Annotated in this window: 25 protein-coding genes and 1 tRNA gene; 12 read left to right on the plus strand and 14 right to left on the minus strand. The window is 68.5% G+C overall.

The window, feature by feature from the left end:
- Nucleotides 1–139 precede the first annotated feature (139 nt).
- Nucleotides 140–1,504, minus strand: a complete 1,365-nt coding sequence (locus tag LKO27_RS12510; protein ID WP_227737851.1) for an MFS transporter — start codon at nt 1,502–1,504, stop codon at nt 140–142.
- Between the two features lie 114 nt (nt 1,505–1,618).
- Here LKO27_RS12510 and LKO27_RS12515 point away from each other — a divergent pair, with 114 nt between their 5' ends.
- Nucleotides 1,619–2,341: a bifunctional 4-hydroxy-2-oxoglutarate aldolase/2-dehydro-3-deoxy-phosphogluconate aldolase gene (locus tag LKO27_RS12515; RefSeq protein ID WP_227737852.1), complete on the plus strand. Its 723-nt coding sequence runs from the start codon at nt 1,619–1,621 to the stop codon at nt 2,339–2,341.
- A gap of 15 nt (nt 2,342–2,356) precedes the next feature.
- Here LKO27_RS12515 and LKO27_RS12520 read toward each other — a convergent pair whose 3' ends face one another.
- Nucleotides 2,357–3,676 (minus strand): hypothetical protein, encoded by a 1,320-nt coding sequence (locus tag LKO27_RS12520; RefSeq protein WP_227737853.1) that lies wholly within the window; start codon nt 3,674–3,676, stop codon nt 2,357–2,359.
- A gap of 136 nt (nt 3,677–3,812) precedes the next feature.
- Here LKO27_RS12520 and LKO27_RS12525 point away from each other — a divergent pair, with 136 nt between their 5' ends.
- The 4 genes from LKO27_RS12525 to LKO27_RS12540 all read left to right on the plus strand — a co-directional run bounded on the left by LKO27_RS12525 (nt 3,813) and on the right by LKO27_RS12540 (nt 9,265).
- Complete coding sequence (locus LKO27_RS12525) at nt 3,813–4,931, plus strand: SH3 domain-containing protein (protein ID WP_227737854.1); 1,119 nt, start codon at nt 3,813–3,815, stop codon at nt 4,929–4,931.
- Nucleotides 4,932–5,368: 437 nt separating this feature from the next.
- Nucleotides 5,369–6,295, plus strand: coding sequence for a hypothetical protein (locus LKO27_RS12530; protein ID WP_227737855.1), 927 nt, complete (start codon nt 5,369–5,371; stop codon nt 6,293–6,295).
- A gap of 589 nt (nt 6,296–6,884) precedes the next feature.
- Nucleotides 6,885–8,561: a glucose-6-phosphate isomerase gene (gene pgi, locus LKO27_RS12535; protein ID WP_227737856.1), complete on the plus strand. Its 1,677-nt coding sequence runs from the start codon at nt 6,885–6,887 to the stop codon at nt 8,559–8,561.
- Nucleotides 8,561–9,265, plus strand: coding sequence for a vancomycin high temperature exclusion protein (locus LKO27_RS12540; protein WP_227737857.1), 705 nt, complete (start codon nt 8,561–8,563; stop codon nt 9,263–9,265). The genes pgi and LKO27_RS12540 overlap by 1 nt, the downstream gene beginning before the upstream one ends.
- A gap of 88 nt (nt 9,266–9,353) precedes the next feature.
- Here the strand turns inward: LKO27_RS12540 and LKO27_RS12545 are convergent, their stop codons facing one another.
- The 4 genes from LKO27_RS12545 to LKO27_RS12560 form a co-directional block, all read right to left on the minus strand.
- Nucleotides 9,354–10,217 carry a MetQ/NlpA family ABC transporter substrate-binding protein gene (locus tag LKO27_RS12545; RefSeq protein WP_227737858.1) on the minus strand — a complete coding sequence of 288 codons (864 nt, stop codon included), beginning with the start codon at nt 10,215–10,217 and terminating at the stop codon, nt 9,354–9,356.
- Nucleotides 10,218–10,307: 90 nt separating this feature from the next.
- On the minus strand, nt 10,308–10,991 hold the full coding sequence (locus tag LKO27_RS12550) for a methionine ABC transporter permease (RefSeq protein WP_227737859.1): 684 nt from the start codon (nt 10,989–10,991) through the stop codon (nt 10,308–10,310).
- A complete protein-coding gene (locus tag LKO27_RS12555; protein ID WP_227737860.1) occupies nt 10,988–12,010 on the minus strand; it encodes a methionine ABC transporter ATP-binding protein in 1,023 nt (340 codons plus the stop codon). Before LKO27_RS12555 ends, LKO27_RS12550 begins: the two co-directional genes overlap by 4 nt.
- Before the next feature lie 118 nt (nt 12,011–12,128).
- Entirely contained in the window at nt 12,129–12,959 is an 831-nt protein-coding gene (locus tag LKO27_RS12560) for an aldo/keto reductase (protein WP_227737861.1), read from the minus strand.
- A gap of 162 nt (nt 12,960–13,121) precedes the next feature.
- On the opposite strand from LKO27_RS12560, the gene LKO27_RS12565 reads away from it, so the two are divergent.
- Together LKO27_RS12565 and argS are read left to right on the plus strand one after the other, a co-directional pair.
- Nucleotides 13,122–13,538, plus strand: coding sequence for a hypothetical protein (locus tag LKO27_RS12565; protein ID WP_227737862.1), 417 nt, complete (start codon nt 13,122–13,124; stop codon nt 13,536–13,538).
- 57 nt (nt 13,539–13,595) lie between these two features.
- On the plus strand, nt 13,596–15,230 hold the full coding sequence (gene argS / locus LKO27_RS12570) for an arginine--tRNA ligase (protein ID WP_227737863.1): 1,635 nt from the start codon (nt 13,596–13,598) through the stop codon (nt 15,228–15,230).
- Nucleotides 15,231–15,240: 10 nt separating this feature from the next.
- On the opposite strand, the gene ppgK is transcribed toward argS, so the two are convergent.
- The 5 genes from ppgK to LKO27_RS12595 form a co-directional block, all read right to left on the minus strand.
- On the minus strand, nt 15,241–16,077 hold the full coding sequence (ppgK, locus tag LKO27_RS12575) for a polyphosphate--glucose phosphotransferase (RefSeq protein ID WP_227737864.1): 837 nt from the start codon (nt 16,075–16,077) through the stop codon (nt 15,241–15,243).
- 153 nt (nt 16,078–16,230) lie between these two features.
- The gene (locus LKO27_RS12580; protein ID WP_227737865.1) at nt 16,231–17,736 is read right to left on the minus strand and encodes a PH domain-containing protein; all 1,506 of its coding nucleotides are present in this window, start codon (nt 17,734–17,736) and stop codon (nt 16,231–16,233) included.
- Nucleotides 17,737–17,918: 182 nt separating this feature from the next.
- Nucleotides 17,919–18,416, minus strand: coding sequence for a PH domain-containing protein (locus LKO27_RS12585; protein ID WP_227737866.1), 498 nt, complete (start codon nt 18,414–18,416; stop codon nt 17,919–17,921).
- The gene (locus tag LKO27_RS12590) at nt 18,416–19,084 is read right to left on the minus strand and encodes a DUF1707 domain-containing protein (RefSeq protein ID WP_227738046.1); all 669 of its coding nucleotides are present in this window, start codon (nt 19,082–19,084) and stop codon (nt 18,416–18,418) included. Before LKO27_RS12590 ends, LKO27_RS12585 begins: the two co-directional genes overlap by 1 nt.
- A 67-nt stretch (nt 19,085–19,151) precedes the next feature.
- The gene (locus tag LKO27_RS12595) at nt 19,152–21,923 is read right to left on the minus strand and encodes an FAD-binding and (Fe-S)-binding domain-containing protein (protein ID WP_227737867.1); all 2,772 of its coding nucleotides are present in this window, start codon (nt 21,921–21,923) and stop codon (nt 19,152–19,154) included.
- A 131-nt stretch (nt 21,924–22,054) separates the two neighbouring features.
- Between LKO27_RS12595 and LKO27_RS12600 the strand changes: the two genes are divergently transcribed.
- Nucleotides 22,055–22,128 (plus strand) — tRNA-Gly (locus LKO27_RS12600).
- A 564-nt stretch (nt 22,129–22,692) separates the two neighbouring features.
- On the opposite strand, the gene LKO27_RS12605 is transcribed toward LKO27_RS12600, so the two are convergent.
- Genes LKO27_RS12605 through LKO27_RS12615 form a run of 3 tightly spaced genes read right to left on the minus strand, consistent with a single transcriptional unit; the run spans nt 22,693 to nt 24,385 of the window.
- A complete protein-coding gene (locus tag LKO27_RS12605; protein WP_227737868.1) occupies nt 22,693–23,718 on the minus strand; it encodes an NAD(P)-dependent alcohol dehydrogenase in 1,026 nt (341 codons plus the stop codon).
- Nucleotides 23,715–23,939 carry a helix-turn-helix transcriptional regulator gene (locus tag LKO27_RS12610; RefSeq protein WP_227737869.1) on the minus strand — a complete coding sequence of 75 codons (225 nt, stop codon included), beginning with the start codon at nt 23,937–23,939 and terminating at the stop codon, nt 23,715–23,717. Before LKO27_RS12610 ends, LKO27_RS12605 begins: the two co-directional genes overlap by 4 nt.
- Complete coding sequence (locus LKO27_RS12615) at nt 23,939–24,385, minus strand: hypothetical protein (protein WP_227737870.1); 447 nt, start codon at nt 24,383–24,385, stop codon at nt 23,939–23,941. The genes LKO27_RS12610 and LKO27_RS12615 overlap by 1 nt, the downstream gene beginning before the upstream one ends.
- A gap of 182 nt (nt 24,386–24,567) precedes the next feature.
- Here LKO27_RS12615 and LKO27_RS12620 point away from each other — a divergent pair, with 182 nt between their 5' ends.
- The 4 genes from LKO27_RS12620 to LKO27_RS12635 all read left to right on the plus strand — a co-directional run bounded on the left by LKO27_RS12620 (nt 24,568) and on the right by LKO27_RS12635 (nt 26,832).
- Nucleotides 24,568–25,011: a VOC family protein gene (locus LKO27_RS12620; protein ID WP_227737871.1), complete on the plus strand. Its 444-nt coding sequence runs from the start codon at nt 24,568–24,570 to the stop codon at nt 25,009–25,011.
- Between the two features lie 89 nt (nt 25,012–25,100).
- Nucleotides 25,101–25,706 (plus strand): hypothetical protein, encoded by a 606-nt coding sequence (locus tag LKO27_RS12625; RefSeq protein WP_227737872.1) that lies wholly within the window; start codon nt 25,101–25,103, stop codon nt 25,704–25,706.
- On the plus strand, nt 25,703–26,257 hold the full coding sequence (locus LKO27_RS12630) for a hypothetical protein (RefSeq protein ID WP_227737873.1): 555 nt from the start codon (nt 25,703–25,705) through the stop codon (nt 26,255–26,257). Before LKO27_RS12625 ends, LKO27_RS12630 begins: the two co-directional genes overlap by 4 nt.
- A complete protein-coding gene (locus tag LKO27_RS12635; RefSeq protein ID WP_227737874.1) occupies nt 26,254–26,832 on the plus strand; it encodes a hypothetical protein in 579 nt (192 codons plus the stop codon). Before LKO27_RS12630 ends, LKO27_RS12635 begins: the two co-directional genes overlap by 4 nt.
- The last annotated feature ends 15 nt before the right edge of the window (nt 26,833–26,847 follow it).

Consider the following 26,847-nt stretch of genomic DNA (forward strand, 5'->3'; position numbering starts at 1 on the left):
CATCAGGCACGTCGAGGTCTTCCAGATGGGCAGTGTGAGAACTTCCATCATCGGGAGGCCTCGACCCCTACCCCCTCAACGACGCGCCGAACCCACTACACCCTGCTTTGTGAAGAGCCGTCAATGTTCCACTTGGGAATCACACCTCGTCGAGAGTCTCCCCCTGATATTCAGGTAGGAATATTGCGGCGATCATTGCCATGATGAACATTCCACCGAAAATGATGAACAGAACAGGAAGCCCACCGACCCCGAACAGCGCCGGGACCAGTAGTGGGGCCAGCATTGCAGCGATCCGGCCGAATGCCGTGGCGGCTCCCGCACCGGACGCACGCACCGTGGTCGGATATACCTCCGGAGTGACCGCATAAAGCGCCCCCCAAGCCCCCAGGTTGAAGAAGGAAAGGGTGCATCCGAAAGCCAGCGTAAGCGCATAGGCAGCGCCTTCGTCACCCGGTGCGAGAGCATCGGAGATCTGCGGCGCCAGCCCGAACAGGACCGCGCCCAGAGCAGAGCCCGCGAGGAAGGTGGCCAGGGTCGCTCGTCGGCCCCAGACCTCCACCAGGACCGCTGCTGCGAAGTAACCGGGCAACTGGGCGAGGGTCATGAAGAGGGTGAACTCGAAGCTCTTGACCAGGGTCATCCCGTTCTGGTTCAGCAGCGTGGGCAGCCAGATGAAGGCGCCGTAGTAGGCGAAGTTGACTCCGAACCAGGTCAGCCAGAGCGCGACGGTGGAGCGGCGGAACCTGGAACTCCACAAGTCCCGATACGGCACCTTGCGTGCCTTCTCGAAGACCTCGGGTGCCTGCTCGTCCGCCGGTGTAATCGCGCCCGCCGACTTCTCGAACTCGAGCACGGCTGCCTCAGCCTCGGCGTGCCTGTCCTTCGACTCGAGGAAGCGCACGGACTCCGGCAGCCCGTAACGCACCACCAGTGCCCAGACGGCGGGCACCGCGCCGAGCACCAGTGCCCAGCGCCACCCGTTGTCCACGTTCGGGACCATGAAGTAGCCGATGCACGCGGCTGCCAGCCAACCGACGGCCCAGAAGGACTCGAGCGCCACGACGATGCGACCCCGGATCTTCTTCGGTGCGTACTCGCTGACGAGGGTGGAGGCGATCGGCAGTTCCGCACCGAGGCCGAGGCCCACGATGAAGCGGAAGATGATGAGTACCGCCAGGCCAGTGCTGAGGGCTGAGAGCCCGGTGGCAATGCCGTAGATCAACATCGTCAGCGCGAAGACCTGTCGGCGACCGATCCTGTCGGCGAGCAACCCGCCGAGGCTCGCCCCGATGGCCATGCCGACGAAGCCGATCGACCCGATCCAGGACAACTGGGTGTTGTCCAGGCTCCACTCGCTGGCCAGCGCGGCCATGATGAACGAGATCAGGCCGATGTCCATCGCATCGAGTGCCCACCCGACGCCGGAGCCGAAGAGCAGTTGGTTGTGCTTCTTCGTGTAGGGCAGGCGGTCCAGCCGCTGGGTGCGCGTGAGTTGTGCCATGCGGGAAGGATATGGGCCGAGCGCCGGGTTTCGTGGCCGTTGGGTACGGGTCCGGTCGCTGACCGTCGGCGGCCGAAGATGTGCTTGCGGCGCCGGGGCGGCATTATTGGGCACATGTCCAGCGAAACAGCCTTGAAGGGCCTGGTTGTCTGCCTCGACGACGTCGACGTGGATGAGCACGTCGGAGCCGTCGAGGTGCTGATCCAGGAGGGGTTCAGGAACTTCGCCCTCCCGGCTGCCGGCGCGGACCTGGAGGAGGTCGTCGAGATCTTCTCCGCGCGCGCCCGATTCGGGGCGCACGGCGTTCGCGGTCCGGAACACGTTGGTCGGTTGGTGGCCGCTGGTGGCAGCTTCGCCCTGTTCGACCTGCCGCACCCCGAGGGTGCTCGCGCGGCCGTCGACGCAGGCGTCACCGCCTACGCGCAGGCGATGACCCCCAGCGAGATCCGTCGCGTTCTCGACCTCGGTTTCGCGGGTGCCATGCTGTTTCCCGCTGACGTCGTGGGTCACGTCATGGCCAAGCACCTGGCCACCATGGGGCTTGCGGACAAAGTGGTCCCGCGGGGCGGGGTGGGGGCGTTCGCCGCGGGCGAGTGGCTCAAGGTGGGTGCGCCAGCGGTCTGCGTCGATGCGACGTTGCTGGGCGACGCGCTCAGCGGTGGTGACCTCGGTGCGCTTCGTGACCGGAGCGCCTCGTTCATTCAGGTGCAGAAGCGCGAGGAGAAGGCGGCGGAACAGCGCGTCGCCAGGGCCACCCGGGAGGCGGAGCGCAAAGCGCGACTGGCGGCGCGCCAGGCGGAGCAGGCAGAGGCCTCCGAGCAGCACCCGGCCGACTAGGCCGGTGCTCGGGAGTCAGTCCTCACCGCTCCAGGAGCGCCGGGGCTGATGCTCCACGGGTGGGGGACCGTCCCGGTAGATCGACAGCGTCGGGCCAGCCGATGCGGTGCGTCCGGAGACTGTCTCCGCCGGGCCGGCGGTTGCGGTGTCGTCGGCGTCCCAGTCGCCCTGATCTGTGAAGAACTCCTCGGTCGGGTCGTTGTCGTCCCAGCCGTCGCCATCGCCGAGGTCGTCGGGGTCGTCGTCGAGGAAGGTGAGCGGACCGACGCCGTCCTCAACGTCTCGCTGCTCCCCGCGGGCGGTGTTGCGTCGCATCAGGAGCGCGATCGTCACCAGGATGGCCGATCCGCCAACCACTACCGCCGCGAGCCAGAACCAGGCCATCGGGGCCGACGGCTGATCGGCAGGCGTGCCCGCGTCGGAATCCTCCTGGACCTGGTCGGAATCAGCCGGCTCGTCGCCGGCCTCTCCAACTGCTGTGGCGACTTCAGCAGATGCCTGGGTCGTGGGTGCCTCGCTGACGCTGGGCTCGGGTTCCGCAGTCGGCTCGGGTGCGGGAGCCTCGATGGTGAGCGTCACGGTCGACTCGCTGCCCAGGTGGCTGTCCCCGCCCGGGAACCTCACGACCGCTTCGGTCTCACCGGGGGACTGCTCGAGGGGCACCTCGAGGAAGGTTGAGAAGGAGCCGTCGTCGCCGGTGAACGTCAGGGAGTCGGTGTGTTCCTGCCCGCCCAGCCAGACCTGGACCTCGCTTGCGGGCAGGGGCGCACCGTCGGCGGTGAGGGACCCGGTGAGAGTCAGGACTTCGCCCGGTTCCAGGGACGTGCGGCTCGCCGTCGCCTCGATGGCCGAGGCTGCGCGCGAGTCGGCCATCGGTTCGGGGGACGCGGTGGCGGCGGGTTTGCCGGCCGTCGCGGCCTGGGGTGGCGGCGCGGCCTTCGCCGCCATCGGAACCGCTTCCGGGGAGAGATCGGCTGGCGTCCCGGGCAGCACGAGCTCGACGCTGGCGGGCGCCAGGTTGCCCCGCCCCCCGAACGTCACCTGGATACGGTGGCTGAGCGTGGGGTCCGGAAGGGGCAGTGCGGTGATGAACAGGCCGTCGTTGTCCGTGCGTGCCGCGGAGGACACGGCGCCGACGGCGATGCCGACGTCTGCGTTCTTGACACCCTTGCCGCGGCTGGTCACTTGCCCCGATACCACCAAGAGGTCGCCGTCGGGCTCCGCAGCTGCGGTGACCGTGGTGGGTTCAGCTGCGCCCGCGGACGCGCTCGCAACGGCCAGCTGGCCGACGATGGCCAGGCACAGGACCAGGGCGCGCACCAGTGCGTTCAACAACTCTGTCTCCGTCCTCGGATTACCGGAGAACATTAACGCAAGGAGCCAGGGTTTTGGGAGGGGGGTCAGGTTGTCTCTCCCCGTTTCTGGGAGTAACCTGAGAGTTCCTTGGTAATTTCTCAGAAAGGGAGCGCTTGTGACAGGCCCCCGCCGTGCATCCGCTGAACCCGCCGTTGAGGTGACGCACGAGGACGTCGCGCCTCGGCACCTCGACGAGCGTGCTGGCCTGCGGCCCTTCGTCCGCAAGACCGTGGCGCCGGTCGCCGTCGTCGGGGTGCTGGTCGCTTCGGCGCTCATGACGTTCCTGCCCACGCAGGGTTCCGGGACCAGCGTGACTGACCCCATGCACCAGGCCCAGGTGGACCTCGGCGTGAGTCGGGAACGCACGCGGGAGCCCGTCGTCGACGTGCCCACCGCCGGTCCGTCGCCCGCGCCGTCGGCGAGTGCTTCGAGCGTTCCCTCCCCATCCGTGGTGCCCAGCACCACCCCCCCAGCCGCGACGGCGTCACCCACCCCATCCCCCGACACGGTGGCGCCGTCGCCCACTCCCACGCCCGAGCCGACGCCCACCGTCAGCGTCGCCCCCACCCCGGCGCCAGCGCCGGCGGAGGATTTCAGTGTGCTCGGTGAGAGCATCGGATCGCTTTGGACAACGGCGGGCGTGAACGTCAGGACCGGGCCGGATACCAGCCACGAGGCGTTCACCAGCCTCGCCGCGGGCGCTGAAGTGACGGCCACCGACGAGACCGTCGACGGCTGGCAGCAGGTGCGCCTCTCCGGCGAGGCCGGTTGGATCAAGGCCGCCTACCTCTCCGATGAGGAACCTGAACCCGTCGTCGAACCCGAGCGTGCGAGCGAGTCTGAATCAGGTTCCAGCGGTGCGAACTCCGGAATCGACACCTCCGCCTGCAGTCGCGCCAGCGGTGCCGAATCCGGTCTCACCGACAACGCCACCCAGACCTTGCGCGCGGTCTGCAACGCCTTCCCGAGCCTGACCAGCTTCGGCGGCTACCGCTCGGGCGGGGGAAGCTACCACTCCTCCGGTCGTGCGATCGACGTGATGGTGTCCGGCGAGGCCGGCTGGGATGTGGCCAACTGGGTCCGTGCCAACGCTGGCCAGCTGGGAGTGATCGAGGTCATCTACGCGCAGAAGATCTGGACCACCCAGCGCTCCGGTGATGGCTGGCGAGGGATGTCGGACCGCGGATCCGCCACCGCCAACCACTACGACCACGTGCACATCAGCGTCCGCTGACCCTTCGCGTTGACCAGCGCTCTCGGCGGTTGACCAGCGTTGTTGGCGGTTGACCAGCGTTGTTGGCGGTTGACCAGCCCTCCGGGCGGTTGACCAGCCCTCCGGGCGGTTGACCAGCGCTCCGGGCGGTTGACCAGCGCTCCGGGCGGTTGACCAGCCCTCCGGGCGGTTGACCAGCGTTGTTGCTCGGCACCAGCCATAGAAGGCTGGTGGCGACGGATATCGCTGGTCAACCACTCGGCTATGTGCCGAGATCGTCATCGGGGTGGCTCCAGTGAAGTGGGGCTTGTCGCGATCGGACCCGGTTGCTCTACAACCGTCCCTTCAATGCACGGGAGCAGAGTCCTCGGCGACGCCAGAACCATGGAAGCCAGAGTTATCCACAGATATGCAGGGTGCCGTTGTGGTTGGCCCAGATGCTGGGTTGTAGTTCTTTCATGGACCTCACTACGGAAGCGCACCTTCGCTACGCAGAACTGATGGCCGGCGGCCTGACCTACTCCGACGTCGTGTCCCGGATGAGACAGGGACAACTCACACGCATCCGACGAGGCATCTACGGAACAGCCCCGGATCTCACGCCGGAGGAGAGCCACCTCCGGTTGATCCTCGCCACCATGCCCGACGTCCACCCCGGAAACGTGCTCAGTCATGAGTCGGCTGCGCTGTTGCATGGATTGCCCGTCTCTCGGGATGGGTTGACGCGCGTCACCATGATCCGCCGGACCGCTGGACATACCGACACCTCAGCCACGCTGCGCGTTCGCAATACCAGGATTACTGACGAGGAAGTGACCACGATCGACGAATTGCCGGTCACGACTGCCGCAAGGACTGCCATCGACTTGTCCAGGACGCAGCACTACGCATGGGGGGTTGCAGCCTGCGACGCCGCCCTGCGGCTTGGTGTTTCCCGCGACGCGCTCAGAGACTCGGTGAAGATGCACCCGCGCCTCAAGGGTCTGCCCAAGGCTCGGTTGGCGGTCGCATTCGCCGACGGCTTGGCCGAATCGCCCGCAGAATCCATCAGTCGTGTGCAGTTCGCGCGCTATGGCGTTCCGAAACCTGTGTCGCAGTTCGAGGTGTACGACCAGGGCGGCGAGTGGGTGGCTCGATGCGACTTCGGTTGGCCGGCACTGGGCATCGTGGGCGAATGCGACGGCATGGGCAAGTACGCACAACTGCTCAGGCCCGGCCAGACGCCCGAGATGGCGATGAAGCAGGAGAAGCGTCGAGAGGAAGCAATCCGTGAGGCGGGATACTGGGTGGTGCGGTGGGATTGGGATCTCATGTGGAACGGCGACGCACTGGCCCAGCGAATCCTTCGGACCATGCGGAAGCAGGGCGTTCGCGCCTCCGCCTGACCCTCCTCGGTGAGCGGGCGGTGAAACGACGGGTCGCGCTCTGCGAGAAGACCTCTAGGTGAGGTGCTCCCTCCGTTTACCAGCGTTGTTGCTGGCGACCAGCCGTGTACGGCTGGTGTCGACGGATATCGCTGGTCGACGCGCGGGAGGGCTGGTGGACCGACGGGAGGGCTGGTCAACCGGGGGGAGGGCTGGTCGACGCGCGTGGAGGTTCGGGCGAGGTGGGTGCGGTTGCTTCGTCGGGCGTTCTGGCGTGGGTTTCTCTGGGCGTTGACCAGCGTTGTTGCTTGCCACCAGCCTTGTACGGCTGGTGTCGACGGTTATCGCTGGTCGACGCGAGGAAGGGCTGGTGAACCGACGGGAGGGCTGGTCGACGCGCGGGAGGGCTGGTCAACCGACGCGATGGCTGGTCGACGCGCGGGAGGGCTGGTCAACCGACGGGAGGGCTGGTCAACGCGCGGGAGGGCTGGTGAACCGAGGGAGGCGGCGACGCTCGACGCCCGGCCAGGGCCGAGCGAGCGGCTGCGCGGAGGCAAGGCTCGTGCCGGTTGGGGGGCCAGGCTGCCCGCAGCCCGGATAGGCTGGCGTCATGACCAAGTCGCCGGTAGACGCCACCACCACCCCCGCCTGGGAAGAGCTCACCCAGCTCAAGCAGGACCTCAAGCCCGACCTGCGCGCGTGGTTCGCCGCAGAACCGAAGCGGGCCTCCGAGTTCTCGTTCCAACTGGCGGACCTCCACGTCGACCTCTCGAAGAACCTCATCAACCACGACGTCGTGGCCGCGCTCCTGCGCCTGGCCGAGCAGGTCGACGTCCCGGGCCGGCGCGACGCCATGTTCGCCGGTGAGCACATCAACGTCACCGAGGACCGCGCCGTGCTGCACACCGCGCTGCGGCTGCCCAGCGATGCCCAGCTGGAGGTGGACGGCCAGGACGTCGTCGCCGACGTGCACGAGGTGCTCGATCGAATGTTCGCCTTCGCCGACAAGGTGCGTTCCGGCGAGTGGGTGGGTGTGACCGGCAAGCGCATCGAGACGGTGGTCAACATCGGCATCGGTGGCTCGGACCTCGGCCCCGTGATGGTCTACGAGGCGCTGCTGCCCTACAGGCAGGAGGGCCTGGAGTGCCGGTTCATCTCCAACATCGACCCCGCCGACGTGTTCGAGACGACGGCCGATCTCGACCCGGAGACGACCCTGTTCATCGTCGCCTCCAAGACGTTCACGACGCTGGAGACGCTCACCAACGCCCGCATGGCCCGTGAGTGGCTGTTGCGACGACTTGCCGACGCCGGCGCCATCGACGTCGGTGAGGCCAGTTCGTCCGACGCCGTGGCCAAGCACTTCGTCGCGGTCTCGACGGCGCTGGACAAGGTCGCCGAGTTCGGGATCGACCCGGCCAACGCCTTCGGCTTCTGGAACTGGGTGGGCGGCAGATACTCCGTCGACTCCGCGGTTGGCCTGCCGGTTGCGATCGCTATCGGCCCCGACGGCTTCCGCGACTTCCTCGCCGGCTTCCACGCCGTCGACGAGCACTTCCGCACCGCGGAGCCGGCCTCCAACGTACCGCTGTTGATGGGCCTGCTCAACGTCTGGTACGTCAACTTCTTCGACGCCCACAGCCACGCCGTGCTCCCGTACGCGCAGTACCTGCACCGCTTCGCGGCCTACCTGCAGCAGCTGACCATGGAGTCCAACGGCAAATCGGTCCGCTCCGACGGCACCCCCGTCACCAGCCACACCGGCGAGATCTTCTGGGGCGAGCCCGGCACCAACGGCCAGCACGCGTTCTACCAGCTGATCCACCAGGGCACGCGACTCATCCCCGCGGACTTCATCGCCGTCGCCAACCCGGCTCACCCCATCCTCGACGGCGAGACCGACGTCCACGGGCTCTTCCTGGCCAACTTCTTTGCGCAGACCGCCGCCCTCGCCTTCGGCAAGACCGAGGCCGAGGTCCGCGCGGAGGGCACGCCCGAGGAGATCGTGTCCGCGCGCGTCTTCGAGGGGAACCGGCCGACGACGTCGATCATGGCCCCCGCGCTCACGCCGTCGGTGGTGGGGCAACTCATCGCGCTCTACGAACACATCACCTTCGTGCAGGGGGTGGTCTGGGGCATCGACTCCTTCGACCAGTGGGGCGTCGAACTGGGCAAGAAGCTCGCGCTCGAGATCGCACCGGCGGTCTTCGGTGACGCCGAGGCGCTGGCGGACCAGGACTCCTCCACCCAGTCACTCGTCAGTTGGTACCTGGCAAACCGCGCCTGATGCGCGACGGCAGAGCAAAGGCCCAGCCCCGACGCCGTTGGCGCTGGGTGCGGGTGCTGGCCATCGCGGGCCTCGTCGCGGGCACGGCGCTGGCGGGGATGGTCGTCCACGGCAGCCGGCACACCGCAGCCGGCGCCCAGGGCCGCGTCCACACCGTCGCCGACGTGCCCGCAACTCCTGTGGCCATGGTTCTGGGAGCACTGGCCCACCCCGACGGCCGGCCTTCGTCCTTCCTGGCCGCGCGGCTGGACCTCGCCGTCGAGCTGTGGGAGCGGGACACGATCCGGGCGGTCCTGGTGAGCGGCGACGGTTCGGCCGCAGGCAACCACCAGACCGACGTCATGCGCGACTACCTCACCCGTCGTGGCGTGCCGGCGGACCGGATCGTGACCGACCCGGCCGGCTTCGACACCTACGACTCCTGCGTGCGCGCCCGCGACGTCTACGGGGTGGAGCAACTGGTCATCGTCTCGCAGGAGTACCACCTGGCAAGGGCGCTCACCATCTGCCGCGAGATCGGGATCGACGCCGTGGGCGTCGGCGACGTCTCGGTCAGCGAGCGCCACCCGGTGGCCTACAGCCGTGGCCAGGTGAGGGAGCAGTTCGCCAACCTCAAGATGGAATGGGACCTGTTCACCAACCGCCGGCCGCAGCAGGATCCGGTGGATCCCGCTCTGCGGGCGGCGGCAGGCCTCGAGGGCTGACCCGCCCGGAAGCGTGACGAAGGGGCCGCCGCACAGGAGTGCGACGGCCCCTTCCGATTGGGCGTGGGCCAGTGCCCGCCAGCTGGGATCAGTTGCTCTCGCCGGGGATCACGTCACCGGAGGGCCACTCCTGCTTGATGAAGTCGGCCACCTCAGGCGAGTGCAGCAGTTCGTCGAGGATCTCGACGCCGGGGTTCTCGTTGTCGGTGCGCCAGGCCAGGAGGTTGGCGTACGGGTTGCCCTCGACAGCCTCCACCGCGATGGCCTCGTCGGTGCTCAGACCGGCGGTGAGGATGAAGTTGCCGTTGATCAGGGCCAGGTCGATGGCCGGGTCGCTGAGCTGCTGCACGACGATCTCGGGGTTGCTCTCCTCGAACTCGAGACCCTTCGGGTTCTGCTCGTCGGTCAGCGTCAGGACGGCGTCCTCCTCGTTGATGCCGGTCAGCAGGCCGGCCTCCTCGAGGAGCTTGAGGCCGCGGTACTGGTTGGACGGGTCGTTGGTGATGGCGACGGTGGCGCCGTCGGGCACCGCGTCGGCGGACTCGTGCTTCTCGGAGAACAGCGCGAACGGCTCGATGTGGATGCCCTCGCCGTGCTCGAACTCGAAGCCCTTCTCCGCGATCTGGTTCTCCAGGTACGGCAGGTGCTGGAAGTAGTTGGCGTCGAGGTCTCCGGCGGCGAGCGCCTCGTTGGGCAGGACGTAGTCGTCGAACTCGCGGATCTCGAGTTCGATGCCGGCGTCCGCGGCGAGTTCGTTCTGCACGAACTCGAGGATCTTGGCGTGGGGGAGAGGGCTTGCGCCGACGACGACCTTCGAGACCTCGCCCTCGGCCTGCGTGGTGAGGGTGCCCTCGGGCTGGGTGGTGGACTCGGGTTCCGCGTCCGCGCCGCAGGCCGTCAGCGCGAGTGCGGCTGCGGCGGAGACTGCGATCAGGGTGCTGAGCTTGCGCACAGGTTCTTCCTTACTTCTTGGGGCCAACGACGAGTTGACCGAATTTCTGTGGCCACGGGGTGTGGCCGCTCCCGGACGTCCCGGGAAGTCCTAGCGGTGGTCGACGGCGCGGCTGACCCGGTCGCCGACGAACTGGATCAGCTGCACCATGACGATCAGGACGATGACCGTGATCACCATCACGTCCACCTGGTAGCGCTGGAAGCCGTAGTTGTAGGCGAGCCGGCCAAGGCCGCCACCGCCGATGAGCCCCGCCATTGCGGAGTAGCCGACGATGGTGACCACCGTCGTCGTGATCCCGGCCACCAGCGTGGGCATGGCTTCGGGGATCAGCACCTTGGTGATGGTCTGCAGCCGCGTCGAACCCATGGCGTGGGCGGCGTCGATCTTGCCGACGTGGATGTCGCGCAGGGCGGTTTCCACGAGACGGGCGAAAAACGGCACAGCGGCGATGGTCAGGGAGACGCAGGCCGCCAGCGGGCCGACGGCGGTGCCCACCAGCCAGCGCGTGAACGGGATCAGGGACACCATCAAGATGGCGTAGGGGAAGGACCGGGTGATGTTGACCACGACGGCGGACAGGATGAAGTTCGCCGTCCGGTTCTCGGCCATCCCGCCGGGCTGCACCACGTAGAGGATCACACCGAGCGGGAGGCCGAGGGCCACCGTCGCCAGCGACGAGATCACCACCATCTGCAGCGTCTCCACCAGTGCGGGGACAAGGGCGTTCTGGATGGCGGGGCTGCCGAAGAGCTGGTTGAGGAAGTCGATCACTCCAGTCCCTCCGTTCCGGTGGGGAACGCCAGGGAACTGGTGAGCCGCGCGTCGGCGCCCTGCGAGATGAGGGAGTCGATGACGCGCTGCGGGTCGGTGCCGGTGGGCACCGCGATCCGCAGGTGCGAGAACGTGGTGCCGGCGAGGTGCTCGACGGACCCGGCGAGGATGTTCAGCTCCGCGCCCACCTCGTTCGACGTGTGCGCCACCACCGGCCGGGTGGCGTGCTCGCCGGTGGACAGGACGTCGACCAGCACGCCGTCGACGTTGGACTCAGCCGTGTGCGGTGGGATACCGAGCAGCGCCTGGCTGAGGCGGCCGTCGAGGCGGCGCACGACGTCGGTCAGTTCCCCGGACTCGACGATGCGGCCCGCATCCAGCAGCGAGACGGATTCGCAGATGGACTTGACCACGTGCATCTCGTGGGTGATCACCAGAACGGCGAGACCGTCGCGGCCGCGCAGGGACCGGATCAGCTCCAGGATCTCGTCCGTGGTTCGGGGGTCGAGGGCTGACGTGGGCTCGTCGCAGAGGAGCACGTCCGGGTCGCTCGCGAGGGCCCGGGCGATGCCGACGCGCTGGCGCATCCCGCCGGAGAGCTGCGCCGGGTAGGCGCTGCCGGAGTCCCCCAGCCCGACCAGCCCGAGCAGTTCGTCGACCTTCCGCTTGCGGTCCTTGGCCCCGACGCCGATCAGCTCGAGGGGGTATCCGACGTTGTCGGCGATGGTCCGCGAGTCGAAGAGGTTGGCCTGCTGGAACACCAGGCCGATGCGACGACGAGCCTTGCGCAGGGCGTCGGCGCGGGCGGCGGTGAGGTCGATGCCGTTGATCTCGATGGTGCCGGAGGTGGGGCGGTCGAGCATCGTCAGGCAGCGCACCAGCGTCGACTTGCCCGCTCCGGAATGGCCAATGATGCCGTGGACGGACCCGGACGGCACGGTCAGCGAGACACCGTCGAGCGCGCGGATCTCCCGCTTGCCCTGACGGTAGACCTTGTACAGGTCCTCAACCGTGATCAACGTGCCTCCTGGCGGCCAGTGCGAAAAGGCCGCTACGGACCCATTCAATCAACGCCCGGGGGCCTGATCCAATTCCTGTCGGCGCAATTCGCCGTCGGCGCAACCGGCAGGACCCCGATCAGGACGGTTCGATCAGGGCCGGGTCGCCGCCGATGCGCACCCCGGTGTCCAGCCCGTCAATGGCCTCCAGGTGCTCGGAGGTGAGCTTGAGGTCGACGGCGGCGAAGTTGCTCACGATGCGCTCCGGCGTCTTCGACTTCGGGATCGTCACGAAACTGCGGTGCAGGTGCCACGCGATGATGACCTGCGCCGGGGTGGCGTCGAGCTGCTCGGCGATCTCGACGATGCGCGGGTGCGTCAGGTCCTGCGCCGACCCGAGCGGGCTCCAGCTCTCGATTCGGACGTCGAGGTCCGAGGTGTGGTTGATCAGGTCGTTGGGCTGGAAGGTGGGGTGCAGCTCGATCTGGTTGATGACCGGGACGATCCCCGTCTCGTCGACGATGGCGTCCAGGTGCTCGGCGAGGAAGTTGGACACGCCGATGCTGGTGGCCAGACCCTCGGAACGGAAGTCGATCAGCGCCTCCCAGGACTCGACGTACTTGTTCTGCTTGGGGCAGGGCCAGTGGATCAGGAACAGGTCCACGTGGTCGAGTCCCAGCTTCTCCAGGCTCCGGGAGATGCCGACGCGTGCGTTCTCGCGCCCCTGCGCCTTGTTCCACAGCTTCGTGGTGACGAACACCTCGTCGCGGCTCAGCCCCGACTCCGCGATGGCCTGGCCCACGCCCTGCTCGTTGCGGTAAATGGCAGCCGTGTCGATGTGCCGGTAGCCCGCCTCGAGCGCCGTCAGCGTGGCCGCCTTGGCCTCGTCGTTTGTCATCTGGAACACCCCCAGCCCGATCTGGGGGATGGTGTGGCCGTCGTTGAACGTCTTGAGCTCAGGGGTGGGCATGTCTTCGGGTGGCTCCTTCTTGCGGGGTCGGAGCCCATTCAACACCCCCTGCAAAGTTCCCGCAGCCGCAACGGAGCGCGCCAGCCGTCCCGCCGGTGGCAGATTCTCGGGTCCGCGGAGGGCATGCCGCCATAGGATTGGGGTGGAGGGAACGGTGATTGCATGTCGGAGCAGGTGATCGCCACCAAGTTGGCGGACGCCCTGATCGTCGAGGCGGAGCTGGCGCTCTCGCCTGCAATGGCACTGCCCTTGGGGAGACGGGTACCCGCCGGGCAGGGAGCGGTGGACTGGGACTGGTTCCGCCGGTTCTACGGCGGCCTCTGGGTGGGAGGGCAGGTCACGTTGACTTCCAACCGCATCCGGTTCGCGGCCAACTCGCTCAACAAGATCGTGCGCAGCGGGCCGATGGAGTTCGACGTCGAGTTGCGCCACGTCATCGAGGTGACGGTCCGGCGTGGCCTGTTTGGCAACGTCATCCACGTCGTGCTCCCCGGCGCGGTGCTGCAGTTGCGCTGCCTGGGCGCGAGGGCCTTCGCGGAGCAGATCCGCGACGCCATCCGCGATCTCCACCGCCCCTGAGCGCCCGTCCGGACCAGCCGTTCAGGCAAACAGATCGGGCGTGGAAGAATGACGCGCATGCAATCCTTGCCTGCCCTGCTGGACGATCGCGTCCGAGAAGTCACCGGCGTCGATCCCGAGATGCGTCCGGCCACGAAGCCCCAGTTCGGGCACTTCCAGTCGAACGTGGCGCTGCGGCTGGCCAAGCAGGAGGGTCGGCCGCCGCGCGAGGTGGCGGCCGAGATCGTCGGGCGCCTGGACGTCTCCGACCTCTGCGAACCCCTGGAGATCGCAGGGCCGGGCTTCATCAACTTCCGCATCCGCGTCGACGTCCTGGCGCAGGCGGTCACGGCCCTGCTGGAGGACCCGGATGCCGGGCTGAACCGCACGTCGCACCCGCAGCGCGTCGTCATCGACTACTCGGCGCCCAACGTCGCCAAGCAGATGCACGTCGGCCACCTGCGCACCACCATCATCGGCGACTGCTTCAACCGGGTGCTGTCCGCGCTGGGCAACACCGTCATCCCGCAGAACCACATCGGGGACTGGGGCACGCAGTTCGGCATGCTGATCGAGCAGGTCCTCGACGAAGGGATCGACGCCGGCTCCCTCACGCTCGCGGAGGCCGACGCCCTCTACAAGCGAGCGGCGGGGCGCTTCCGGGAGGACGACGAGTTCGCCATCCGCGCACGGGCCCGCGTGGCGGTGTTCCAGAGCGGCGACGAGCAGTCCCTGGCCATCTGGCAGCAGCTCGTGGACATCTCCAAGCCCGCCTTCAACGAGGCCTACGAGCGTCTCGGTGTGAAGCTGACCGACGACGACCTCGCCGGCGAGTCCACCTACAACGACGACCTCCCCGTCCTGGTGCGCGAACTGGAGGAGTCCGGCGTGGCCGTCGTCGACGACGGGGCACTGTGCGTGTTCGTCGACGGGTTCGAGGCCCCCCTGATCGTCCGCAAGAGCGACGGTGGCTACGGCTACGCCACCACTGACCTGGCCGCGATCCGCCGTCGCGTCCGGGACCTGGGGGCCGACCGCATCATCTACGTCACCGACGCTCGCCAGGCCGGCCACTTCGCGCAGGTCTTCGCCGCCGCCCGGAAGGCCGGCTTCCTGCCCGACCACGTCACGGCCCAGCACGTCGGCTACGGGATGGTGCTCGGCAGCGACGGCAGGCCGTTCAAGACGCGCGACGGCTCGGCCGCGACCCTGTCGTCGCTGTTGGACGCTGCGGAGGAGGTGGCGGCCCCGCCGATCGCCCTGGCCGCGATCAAGTACGCCGACCTGTCCAGCGGGCTGCAGAAGGACTACGTCTTCGACGTCGACCGCATGGTCCAGACCACCGGCAACACCGGGCCCTATCTGCAGTACGCCCACGCGCGCATCTGCCAGATCATGCGCAAGGCGGAGGCCGAGGACATCGGCTACGGGGCCGTCGTCGTGCTGGAGGAGCCTGCCGAGCAGCAACTCGCGCTGCTGCTGAGCCGCTTCGGTGAGATCGTCGACGAGGTGGCCGTCAGCCTGCAACCGCACAAGCTGTGCGGTTACCTCTACGAACTGGCCGGGGCGTTCTCGGCGTTCTACGAGCAGTGTCCCGTGCTCAGGTCGGAGGGCGACGTCCGCTCGTCGCGCCTGGCGATGTGCGCTGCCACCAAGGTGGTCCTGGCCGACGGCCTCGGTCTGCTGGGGATCGAGGCGCCCGACCGGATGTGAGTGGCTGCGCTCAGCTGAGCTTCTCGGGGTCCGGCTGGGTTCGGGAGGCCATTGAGGGCGTCTGCTCGACGTCCTCGGTGTGGATCGGGTCGGGGTGCACGATGGCTTCGCGCGCAGCCAGGGCGGCGCCGATGATCCCCGCCCGGTTGCGCATCTTCGCGGGCACGATGGGGGTGCGCAGCTTCAGCAGCGGCAGGAACTGGTCGCTGTCGCGGGAGACCCCGCCGCCGACGACGAACAGGTCGGGTGAGAACAACATCTCGACGTGGCTGTAGTAGCGCTGCAGTCGCTTGGCCCATTTCTCGTAGGACAGGCCCTCCTTGTCCTTCACCGACGACGCCGCCCGCTTCTCGGCGTCGTAGCCGTCGATCTCGAGGTGGCCCAGTTCCGCGTTGGGGATCAGCACGCCCCGGTAGATCATGGCCGACCCGATCCCGGTGCCCAAGGTGGTCATGATGACCAGGCCCGGGTGACCCTTGGCCGCGCCGAAGTGCACCTCGGCGAGGCCGGCGGCGTCGGCGTCGTTCACCAGCGTGACGTGGCGTCCGAGGGTGTCGCTGAAGAACTTCTCCGCCTCCAGTCCTGCCCAGGACTTGTGCAGGTTGGCGATGAACAGCACCTTGCCGTGCACCACCGGGGCGGGGATGGTGAGGCCGATCGGTGAGTCCCCGAGCGTGTCGGAGAAGTGGTCGATGATCTCGGCGATCACCTTCGCCACGTTTTGGGGCGTCGACTTCTCCGGCGTCGGGATCCTGAACCTGTCGGCCGCGAAGTCGCCCGCGTCCAGATTCACCGGGGCGCCCTTGATCCCCGAACCGCCGACATCGATGCCAAGAATGTTGCTCATGGCCCAAAGCGTAGCGGGACGGCACCGTCGGCCACGTGACCCCTGTCAAGGGTGGCGCTTGCGGGTCTGAGTTCGGACCCGCAAGCGCCACTCTTGCCGGCGGTTGGTGCACTCAGGCCGCGGGGGCGCGGCGTAGCTCACCGGTTGGTGCGCTCAGGACGCGCGGGTCGCGGCGTCGGGGGCGGGCAGGGCCGTCAGGTAGTCGGGCTCACCGGGTTGTTCGCGGGCCAGGCGGGCTCTCTCCACCTGGGAGTCGAACAGCTCGCGGGCGTCGACGGGGTCCAGGTGGTAGATCTGCATGCCGACGGGGCCGTCGGTGGTGTGGATGGCGACGGTGGCCAGCCGCAGTTTGCGCTGCAGCGGCCCCTGCCGGATCCCGATCGACTGCATGCGACGGTGCGGCACCAGGCTGATCGTGTGGTCCAGCCAGCCGTGGTGGGACACCAGCGTGTGCTGGTCGAAGCCCCACTGGTGGCGCTTGAACCCCAGCGGCGTCAGCCAGCGGGCGCGGTCCGGCTGACCGTTCAGGGGAATGGAGTCGATGTTGATGCCCGGCCAGAACGCGCCCAGCACCCGGCGCACGTCGTCCCAGTTCCCGTAGGGCAGGACGATGTCGCTCTTCTCGCCGCCCTCCTCCATCCCGCCGAACCCGAGCACGGTGACCCGGACCCGGTACAGCCCGGTCAGGCGCTGCAGGTAGTCCTGGTGGATGGAGACGGCCTGGATCCGGTCCGCCTTCAGGCTCCTGGAGACCTTGGTGAACAACCCGCGCCGGATGTGCAGCCCCTCGGGGACACGCGTCAGCGTGAAGTCCCAGTTGTTGACCAGCTGGGACCACAGGTAGCCACCCACACCGAAGATGACGCCACCCACGGCCGCGATGCTGAACCCCTGGCCGACCACGAGCATGACCACGAGGAACGCCACGCCGCCGAGCAGCCACGGCAGGAACGACGAGACCAGGACGCCGAGCAGAAGCGTGGTGGGCAGCATCGTGACCACCTGCTCCACCGGCGTCGGGGGCGTGCCGACGGCGGGCTGCGCCGTCGCGGGCACATCGGGGAAGCGGAAGTCGGGGCCGGTCAGGTTCCCGTCCGTACCGACTGGCGCGGCACCCGGCGGGGGCGGTGCAGCGTGGGAGGCGGGCGCCTCCGCGGCCACGGCCGGGATCGCGACGCCCGTCGTCTGCGCGAGGCTGCGCATCCGCGCCAGGAGTTGGTCGCGCAGCGCCTCGGCGCGTTCCCTGCCCAGGTACTCCAGCTTCTTGCCGCCGGCGCCGCCGACGTCGATCTGGACGCTGGCCAGGCCCAGGAGTCGGGCGACGAGTGAGCGCTCGATGTCGACCGACTGGATCTTGGCGTAGCTGATGCGGCTCGACTCGCGCGACAGGAAGTTGCGCTCGATCCGGAACTCATCGTCGTCGGCCACGAAGGTGGTCGTGCGCCACTCGATCACGCCCCAGGCGCCCGACAGGACCACGCCGATGAGCGCCAGGCTCCCGAAGAACCACACGAACGGACCGAACTGGGTAACGGACTCGACGCCGTTCTCCGCCACCTCTCGACCGACGACGAACACCAGTCCGAACAGCGCGATCCAGCTCTTGGCGAGTCCGGTGAGCGGGTGGGGCCGCTCGACGGCCTTCCCGAGTGGGGGCACTTGACCTGGAGCGGGGTGGCGCGGCGCCGGGTACGGCGGGCCGGACGTCGGGTGGTGGAGTGCGGGGGCCCCGGGCGGGTACCGGGGTGCCGGGACCTGGGGTGCCGGGTGGGAAGGGTCGGGAGCCGGGGGACCGGGCGGCGGGTACTGGGGCGGGGGCCAGTTGCGGGGGTCCGAGGTCATCAGATCCCGGCCTGCAGGAGTTCTCCACGCTCCATGAGGCGGTCGCGGAGGGCCGCGGCGTCGTCGCGGCTCAATCCGGGAATGGTGATGGTTCCGCTCGTGGAGGAGGTGACCATCTCGACGCTGGCGAGGTCGAACGCGCGTTCCAGTGGCCCGGACTGCACGTTCACCAGCTGCATCCGACCGTAGGGCACGCCTGTGAGCTGCCGCCAGGCGAGTCCGTGGGTGATGTAGACGTCGGTGTCGGTCTCGGCATAGCCCCAGCGACGCACGGCCTTGGGCTGCCGCAGGATCCGCCAGAGCCAGACCAGGCCAAGGACGACCAGCAGGATCCACCAGGACGGCCCAGGAAGCAGAAAGGCCACCGGGGTGACGACGATGGCGATGAGGATCGGCCAGACCGTCAGGATGAGGATCATCTTCATCTTGAGGTAGTTCGGCGACAACGGCTGCCATTGCGCGCCCGGTGGTCGGAACAGCTCGTCCATGGAGGTCATCAGACGAACTTCTCGTACTTGCGTGCCCGGTTCGTCCCGGGGCCGAGCACCTTGACCTCGCCCATGAAGGAGGTGCCCTCGATCCGCAGCACGACGCCGTCGGCCCGTGGGACCGCCCCGTCGACCTTGTAGTCGCTCAGCACCTGGGTTAGGTTGCTCACCACCTGGACGCCCTCGGGGATGCGGATGCGCACCTCGCCCAGCATCGCCACTACCTTGATGGTGGTCTCCCGGGCGGTGAAGGTGGCGTCGATGAGGTCGATGCGCACGTCCCCGAGGATCGCCATCAGTTCGGCGTAGGCGGGCATCACCAGACCGCGGTCCGGGCGGTAGGTCGACAGGATGGCCTTGCCGCCGGCGAACATGTGCGGCGCCGCCGGAACAGAGCTCATCCGCGGGGAGGGGGACCCGTAGTGCTGCGGCTGGAGGGGGGAGCGCGGGGGCTCGGGCAGCGACGGCGCGGGCTGGGCCCCGCCGGGGATCAGGTCCTCGGTGAGGCCGTCGAGTTCGCCGAAGGTCTTGGCGTTGTAGGCCTTGCTGATGCGCTCGTCGTGCTCCTCGAAGGTGAGCCGGCCGTCCGCGTAGGCGTTGTTCAGCACGCGCGCGACCAGTTCCCGGTCCTCGTCGGCGCACCGCAGGTTGGAGATCCCATGGCCGCTCTGCATCATGTCCACCCGCCCAGTGTAGGCGTGGCCGCCGTCCACGAGCGCTGGGCCACGGCTTGTCAGGGAGGGATCAGGGTTGGTCCGGAGCCGGGCGGGTGGCCTGTGCCAGGAGTTCGACCACATGGACGTATTCCCGGCCCGTGGCCCTGGACATCCCGATCTCGCAGGTGCGGTTCGACGACGCGTACGCGGCGAACTCGCGGCGGCCGATCTCCTCGGCCTCGGCCGCCGTCGCCGACGCCGTCAGCTCGGGGTGCAGCAGGCCCCGGTCGCCGGCGAAACCGCAGCAGTTCCACGCGGTCGGGACGACGACGTCGGGGCTGATGAACTCAGCGATCGCCACCAGGTGCTGGTCCAGGCCCAGTTGGTTGGTCGAGCAGGTGGGGTGCAGCGCGATCGACTCGATGGGTGCCGTCACCGTCAGCTGCGGCAGGAGCTGCACGCGGGTGAACTCGAGGATGTCGATGACGTGGATGTCCTTGTTGAGCGAGGCCATGTGGCGCAGCCCGTCGGTGCAGCTGGACGCGTCGCACACGATCGTCGCGGGCGCCTCGTCGATCAGGCGGCGACGCACCTTCTGCCGCATCACCTCGTGCCCGGCGCTCAGCCCCTTGGACTTCCACGGCGTGCCGCAGCACAGGCCCTCGGCGTCCATCAGCCGCACGGGCACCCCGGCCCGCGTGCACAGCTCCTCGAAGGCCCGGTAGACGCTCTGGCCAGTAGCGCCGAACATCGTCTGGATGCAGGCGGGGAAGTAGGCGGCGACGGCGACGTCGCGGCCCACCTCCTTGCGCGCGGGCCGACGGCGGATGCGTCGGCCCCCAGCGGGCAGGTCAGGGTCGTACTCGGGAACGGTGTCCTCGCCCAGCAGCCTGCGCCCGAGCCTGGTGGCGATCCCCGCCAGGGGGCCGGTGCGCTTCGCCGCCGTGAGTGCTGTTGACCCCATCTTCGCCACCTGTTCCCAGGAGCGGGCGGCGGCCTTCCAGGCCAGTTGCTCGACGGGGCCCACCTGTTCGGCGCGGAGGTGCCGGACGAGGTCGCCGGTGTTGATCCCCAGCGGGCATGCCACCGAGCACATGCCGTCGACGGCGCAGGTCTCGTTGTTCGCGTAGTCGTAGGACTCCTCGACGGCCGCGGCGAGCTCCGCGTCGTCGGGGTGGGCGGCCAGCTCCCGGCGCAGCACGATCCGCTGCCGCGGCGTCAGCGTGAGGTCGCGGGAGGGGCAGACGGGCTCGCAGTAGCCGCACTCGACGCAGGAGTCCACCTCCGGCTCGACGGTGGGTTGCAGTTTCAGGTTTCGGGTGTGGGTATTGGGGTCGTTGGTGAGCACGACGCCGGGGTTGAGCATGCCCGTCGGGTCGAACAGGCTCTTGATCTCGCGCATGATCTCGTAGAGCTCGTCGCCGTACTGGTCGCGGACGAACGGCGCCATGACGCGGCCGGTGCCGTGCTCGGCCTTGAGGGTCCCGCCCACCGCGAGCACCAGCCGCACCAGCTCGCGGGTGAAACGACGGTAGCGGCGCAGCGACGCCGGGTCGTCGAAGTGCTCGCTCAGCATGAAGTGGATGTTGCCGTCGCGGGCGTGGCCGAAGATCACCGACGACTCGTAGCCGTGCTTGGCGAAGAGGGCGGTCAGCTTGCGGCAGGTCTCGGCGAGCCTGTCCACCGGGACCGCGATGTCCTCCAGCAGGGCGGCGGACCCGGCCGGGCGGTTGGCGGCGACGGTGGTGTAGAGGCCCTTGCGGATCTTCCACAGCGCGGCGCGGGTGGCGCCGTCGGTGGTGAGCGCCACCGGCTCGGTGAGGGGGAGGGCGTCGAGGACGGCGGTGGTGGCTGTAACCCGTTCGGCCAGGCCCCCGGTGGTCTCGTCCTGGAGTTCGAGCAGGAGGGCGGTGTGGTCCTCGACGGCGAGCGCTCGCAGCCCCGGCGTCGCCTCCGGCAGCCCCTGGGCGACGCGCAGCGACGTCACGTCCATCAGCTCGATGGCGTCGAAGCCGGCCGCCACCAGGGACGGCAGCGCCGTAGTCGCGTCCTCGAGGCTGGCGAAGATGGCCAGGCCCGTGGCCGCGTGCCGCTTCAGCGGCAGCGTGCGGAAGGTGGCCTCCGCGATGAACGCCAGCGTGCCCTCGCTGCCGATCAGCAGATGGCGGGCGATGTCGACGGGGCGGTGGAAGTCGAGCAGGGCGTTGACGCCGTAGCCCATCGTGTTCTTGATGGCGAACAGGCGGCGGACCTCGGCCTCGGTCTCCGGGTTGCCGCGGATGCGCCGTCGCAGCATGAGCAGGCCGTTGACCAGGGTGGGTTCGTGCAGGCGCAGGATGATGTCGGAGTCCGGGTCCGCGGTGTCGATGACGCGGCCGCTCGGGAGGACGAAGACCATCGACTCCAGCGTCGCGTAGGTGTTGTCGCGGGTGCCGCAGAGCATGCCGCTCGAGTTGTTGGCGACGACGCCGCCGACGGTGGCCGCGATCTCGCTCGCGGGGTCCGGCCCGAGCTTGCGGCCATGCCGCGCGAGGACGGTGTTGACGTGGCGCAGGGTGGCGCCCGGCCCGACGCGGACGCGGTCGCCGCCGTCGAGCACCTCGATGTGGCGGAAGGACTTGCGGGTGTCCACGAGCAGGTCGTCGGTGAGGCCCTGGCCGGAGAGGCTGGTGCCGCCCGAGCGGAAGGTGAGGTGGCGGCGGTTGTGGCGGGCCTCGGCGAACAGGACGGCGACGTCGTTCGCGTCGGCCGGGGTGGCGACTTCGGAGGGGACCAGGAGGAAATGGGAGGCATCGTGGGCCTGGGCGCGGCGCATCAGCGGACTCGTGGTCCGGACCAGGCTGCGCGACTTTGCGTTCACCGCTGAAAGGTTACAGATGATCTGGGCCGGACAAGGGACGCGACCGGTTCTCGGGACGATTCGCCGACGGCGGTCAAGGCGCGGGGCCGGATCGCGCGAGTTGCCGCGTTCCGCTAAGCTGTGTGCACATTGCGGGCGTAGCTCAATGGTAGAGCGCCAGCTTCCCAAGCTGGACACGCGGGTTCGATTCCCGTCGCCCGCTCCAATGTGAAACAGCCCCCGACAAAGCGCGATGCCGAGTCGGGGGCTGCTGCGTGCTTGGGGTGTTCTGCTGTTGGAGTGTTCTTGTCCTCCACTGGACCGAAAGGCCCCCGAGCCGCGTGCGGTCGGGGGCCCTCGCCGTCGTGGGATTGCCCGCCCTTGACGGACCTGGCTTGTGTCGCGCAAAGGAGCCACCAGAGCGCACCAGACGGGGTGAACGCTATCGGACGTCGGCAACAGTTGCCACCTCTGAGTGACCGTCCTGCCCTGGGCTCGCCTGACACGCGCGGCTTTCCCCTCAGTTGCGGATCTGGATGAGTGAAAGAACCCGTCCCCGTCCCGGATTGGGCGGGCGCTCTGCCGCGCTAAGAGGACCCCGACCTAGCGGACCGAATAGCGCTTCGCTAATGTAAGCGTCGCAGTTCCCCCCGGGCTGCTCCTTCTGCGGCTTCCCCCGGCACGCAGCTGGATGCAAGGCCAGCGCCCCCACCGCGGAAACGCGAGTGGGGGCAGCTTTATTTGGGGGCCGGAGCGGTCCGTCTGGGGTGCCGGCCTGGCGCCCAGTCGATCACTCCACAGTGACGACCACCTTGCCGACGGTGTGACCTGCGTCGACGTGGGCTAGGGCCTCGGATGCCTCGGCGAGCGGCCAGGTGCGCTCGATCTGCGGGCGCAGCCGACCCTCCACCGTCAGTTCCAGGAGTTCCCGCGTGATTGCGGGTTTCGCCGTCGCCGCCAACAGGCGCAGGCGGGGTCCGGGAACGAGGGAGAGCAGTGCGGCGCGGGCGAGGCGGCCGATCGGTCCGAGGACCGGCCCACCGTGGCCGGAGATCATGACCAGGGTGCCGCCGGGTCGCAGCAATCTGCGCAGCACGCGCAGCGGTGCGGTGCCCGCGATGTCGATGATGGCGTCGAAGGACGAAGGATCCAGTGCGGCGGCCGCCACCTTGCGGTAGTCGAAGGTCCGTACCGCCCCCAGACCAGCCACCAGTTCCTCGTTGCGTTCCCCGCACAGCGCCCACACCTCGGCGCCCCGCGACGTCGCCAGTTGCACGCAGTAGGTGCCCACGCCCCCGGAGGCGCCGATCACCAGCACGCGCCGGCCCGCGACGTCGCCGATCATCTCGAGCGCCTGCGCGGCCGTCCCGCCGGCCAGTGGCAGCGCGGCCGCCGTTGCGGGGTCGAGCGATTGGGGGCGGCTGACCAGGCGCTGCACCGGGCCCGCAACGTACTCGGCCAGTCCGCCGCCGGGGAGTTCGCCGACCACCTCGTCACCGACGTTGAACCCCGCGGCACCCGGGCCGACGGCGACCACAGTGCCCGCGACGTCCATCCCGCGGCCAGCGATCCGGGGCCGGAGCAGTCCGAGGAAGGGCCGCACGAGCATCGGGGTACCGCGCATCAGCACGACGTCGGCGGCGTTCAGGGCAGTCGAGCGCACCTTGATGAGCACCTGGCCCTCGCCCGGTGCGGGTACGGGCACCTCCTCGAGTTCCAGGACCTCCGGACCGCCGTAGCGGTGCTGGCGCCACGCGCGCATCGCGGCGGGCGGGGACGGGGTTGTCGCGGTCACTGCTGCTGTTTCTTGCTTCATGGTTTGCTCTCCTGTGGGTACTGGAAGACGTCGTCGAGTGAGACGTCGAAGACGCGAGTGATCTGGAAGGCGAGTTCGAGCGTCGGGGAGTACTTGCCCTGCTCGATGGCGATGATGGTCTGGCGCGTGACGCCGACGCGGGTCGCGAGTTCGGCCTGGGTCAGCCCCGCCGATTCGCGCAGTTGGCGGATTGAGTTGGTGACCTTTGTGGGCTTGACCATCACGGCATGCCCACGCGGTAGACGATGAGGCGCGCGACGCTCCCGACCAGCGCGGAAAGCGCGAAGCCCAGGAACAGCGTGTTGGCAATCCAGAACCAGTCCGCCTCGACGGCGCAAAGGACGATCCCAGCGAGACCGGCGAGGACGAGGAAGGCCTGGCCGATCCGATCCCCGAGCTGCGAGATGTCGCGGTCCCGCTGGTCGGTCCTGCTGGCCCCCTCGGGATCCCGCAGGCCGACGGCCAGACCCCACGCGATGCTGATGACGATGGAGGCGACGATGCTCGCCCCGATGGTCCACAGCATGATCGGCGCCCAGTCGACGTCGGTGAGCGGCCCGCCGGCCGCCTGCCGGAGCACGATCACCACATACGCCGCAATGGCGACCACCGTGACGATCATCCCGACCCAGGTGTTGCGTTCCTGATAGACCATCTGGCCTCCCATGTAAGAAATTCTTGACACCACGACTGTAGAAGGCTCCACCTGTGATGTCAAGGATTCTTTACTTCGGGTCGCGGCGAAGCAGCCGTCCCGCTGTTCCACATGGACCCGCGTGGCGTCGCCGTGCAGCCTCTGGCTAGGCTGACAAGGACTTACCCCACGGAACCCAAGGAAGGGACCAAATCATGGGTCTGCTGAACCACATCGGCATCACAGTTTCCAACCTCGAACGCTCGATCGAGTTCTACACCTTGCTCGGCATCACCCCGCCCCCCGCGGAATGGGTCTTCGGCATCTCCGGCGAGTGGCTGTCCAAGATGGTCGAGGAGGACGGCGCGGAGGTCCGCGTCGCGTTCCTGCCCATCGAGGGTGATGTCGTGCTCGAACTGCTGGAGTACCAGGTCCCCGAGGGCGAGAAGCGCAACACCAAGCCCAACCGCGACGCAGGGGCCATGCACATCGCGCTCAACGTCGACGACGTCGAGGAGGTCTACGCCCGCCTCAAGGACCAGGTGCAGTTCAACTGCGAGCCGCAGACCGTGGCGATGGGCCCCTGGGCCGGCAACCGCGTCGTCTACCTCAAGGACCCCGACGGCACCCCCGTGGAACTGGTCCAGAACGTCGTCTGAGGCACTTGGCGGGTCCGGGTCGGCGAGTCGGCCCGGACCCCGGCGCTGGCGCGGCGCGGATGCGTGCCCGGTCCAATACCCTTTGACGCGTGACCACCACCACCGAGCACGCGCTGCCGACGGGGGAGCCCTCGCGGCCCCGTGGGAGCGCACGTCGGCAGGCGCTGATCTGGCTCGCCGTGGTGCTGGCGGTCGCCGTCGTGGTGGGCGGGATCTGGGCGTTCGGCGGTTTCGACCGGCGCGCAACCCCTTACATGGGAACCCGCACGGAGTTCGGCCAGACCATCGAGACGCGCTTCTGGGACTTCGTCGTTCTCGGTGATGCCGTGGTGGAGGCGGAACGGCGCTCCATCGACGTCCCCCTGACCGTGACCAGCAAGCTGGAGGACAGCACTCGTGAGATCACCTACAGTGCGCTGATCCTCCGGCTCCCCGACGGTGAGGTGCTCACCTCGAACTACTGCCAGCTCGGAGACCGGAGCCACTTCGGACCCTTCGTCGCCACGGACGCGCTGTGCGAGTTCGACTTCCAGAGCAACGAGATCGAGGCCCCTCCCGAGGGGAACTACGCCGCCACCCTCGTCGTGCTCGACCAAATCCTCTACAAGGAGTTGCTGACCGGCGAGCGCCCACGCGCCAACAACGCCGTCGCCCACGTCGAACTCGGCGTGGTCCAGCTGGAGGAGGAGCTGTGAAGAGACTGTCCGCGGTCCTGACGGCTGTCGTCAGCCTGTTGCTGGTGGGGTTCATCCGCAGCGCCGTCCCGCCCTACACCCCGGACGAGTACGACGTGCGCCCCGATGAGGCAGGCGTCGGACGCCATGAGCAGTACACCGTCGAACTGCTCGGATTCCACCAGGCCGTCCGGCTCGTCCACGAACGCTCCTACGAGACCATCGAGCTGGAGACCGACCACGTCTTCGTCCTGATGGAGGTGCGGGTGACGCCACACCGCCAGACCCTGCTCCCCGCGGTCGAACTCAGGACACCCGACGGCTACTCCTACGACTACCTGGACCCCATGGGGTTCCCCGTGCTGAGCACCGCCTTCGTCGGCCAGACCACGACGGCCACCTACATCTTCGAAGTGCCGGAGGCCAAGGTGGAGGGTTCCTGGGTGGGCTTCCACGGCTCGCGCGCCGACGGCCTCCAGCCCGTCTGGCCGGTGCTGCGCTTCGACGTCGTCGATCCGGAGGTGCACGACGAGTACAACGTGTCGCCCCTGCTCGTGGAGCCGTCGCGATGACCGGCCCGGCGGGCGTGTTGGTGGAGGGCGTGCGACGCGACCCGAAATGGTGGGTGGCCTTCGGGATCATCGCCGCCCTCGTCGTCGGCTACTCGGTGGCGGTGGGCCAGTACCTGTCCACGCTGCGCCAGCCGGAGGTGATCGGGCACAGCGTGGTTGGGGAGTGGGCGGACCTGTCCGACTACGGATTCCGCATCCGCGTGGACAGCATGGAGTACTTCGACGCCCTCCCCGGGTCCTGGGACCCCAGCCAGCTCAACGAGCCGCCGGAGGGCATGAAATACCTGCGAGTCCTGTACACCGTCGAGGCGCTGGTTCCGCCGGAGGGAGACCTGGGCTGCATCGTCGACCTGCGAAACGGCGACGGCGAGGAGCTCGACCTCACCGAGATCGGTCTGGCCGGGCCCGAGGGGGAAGGTTGCACCCGCTACGACGGCCGCGACGGGATCGCAGTCGGCGACACCTACGAGACGCAGTCGGTCTTCGTGGTCCAGCCGGTTCCCATCGAGGACTACACCATCGTCATCACCCCGATGTTCGCCGACGAGCGCGTCCACTGGGAGATCACAGCCTGATCGGCGCGCGGCAGG

It is taken from the genome of Tessaracoccus sp. OS52 (assembly GCF_020687685.1).
Classification (GTDB): domain Bacteria; phylum Actinomycetota; class Actinomycetes; order Propionibacteriales; family Propionibacteriaceae; genus Arachnia.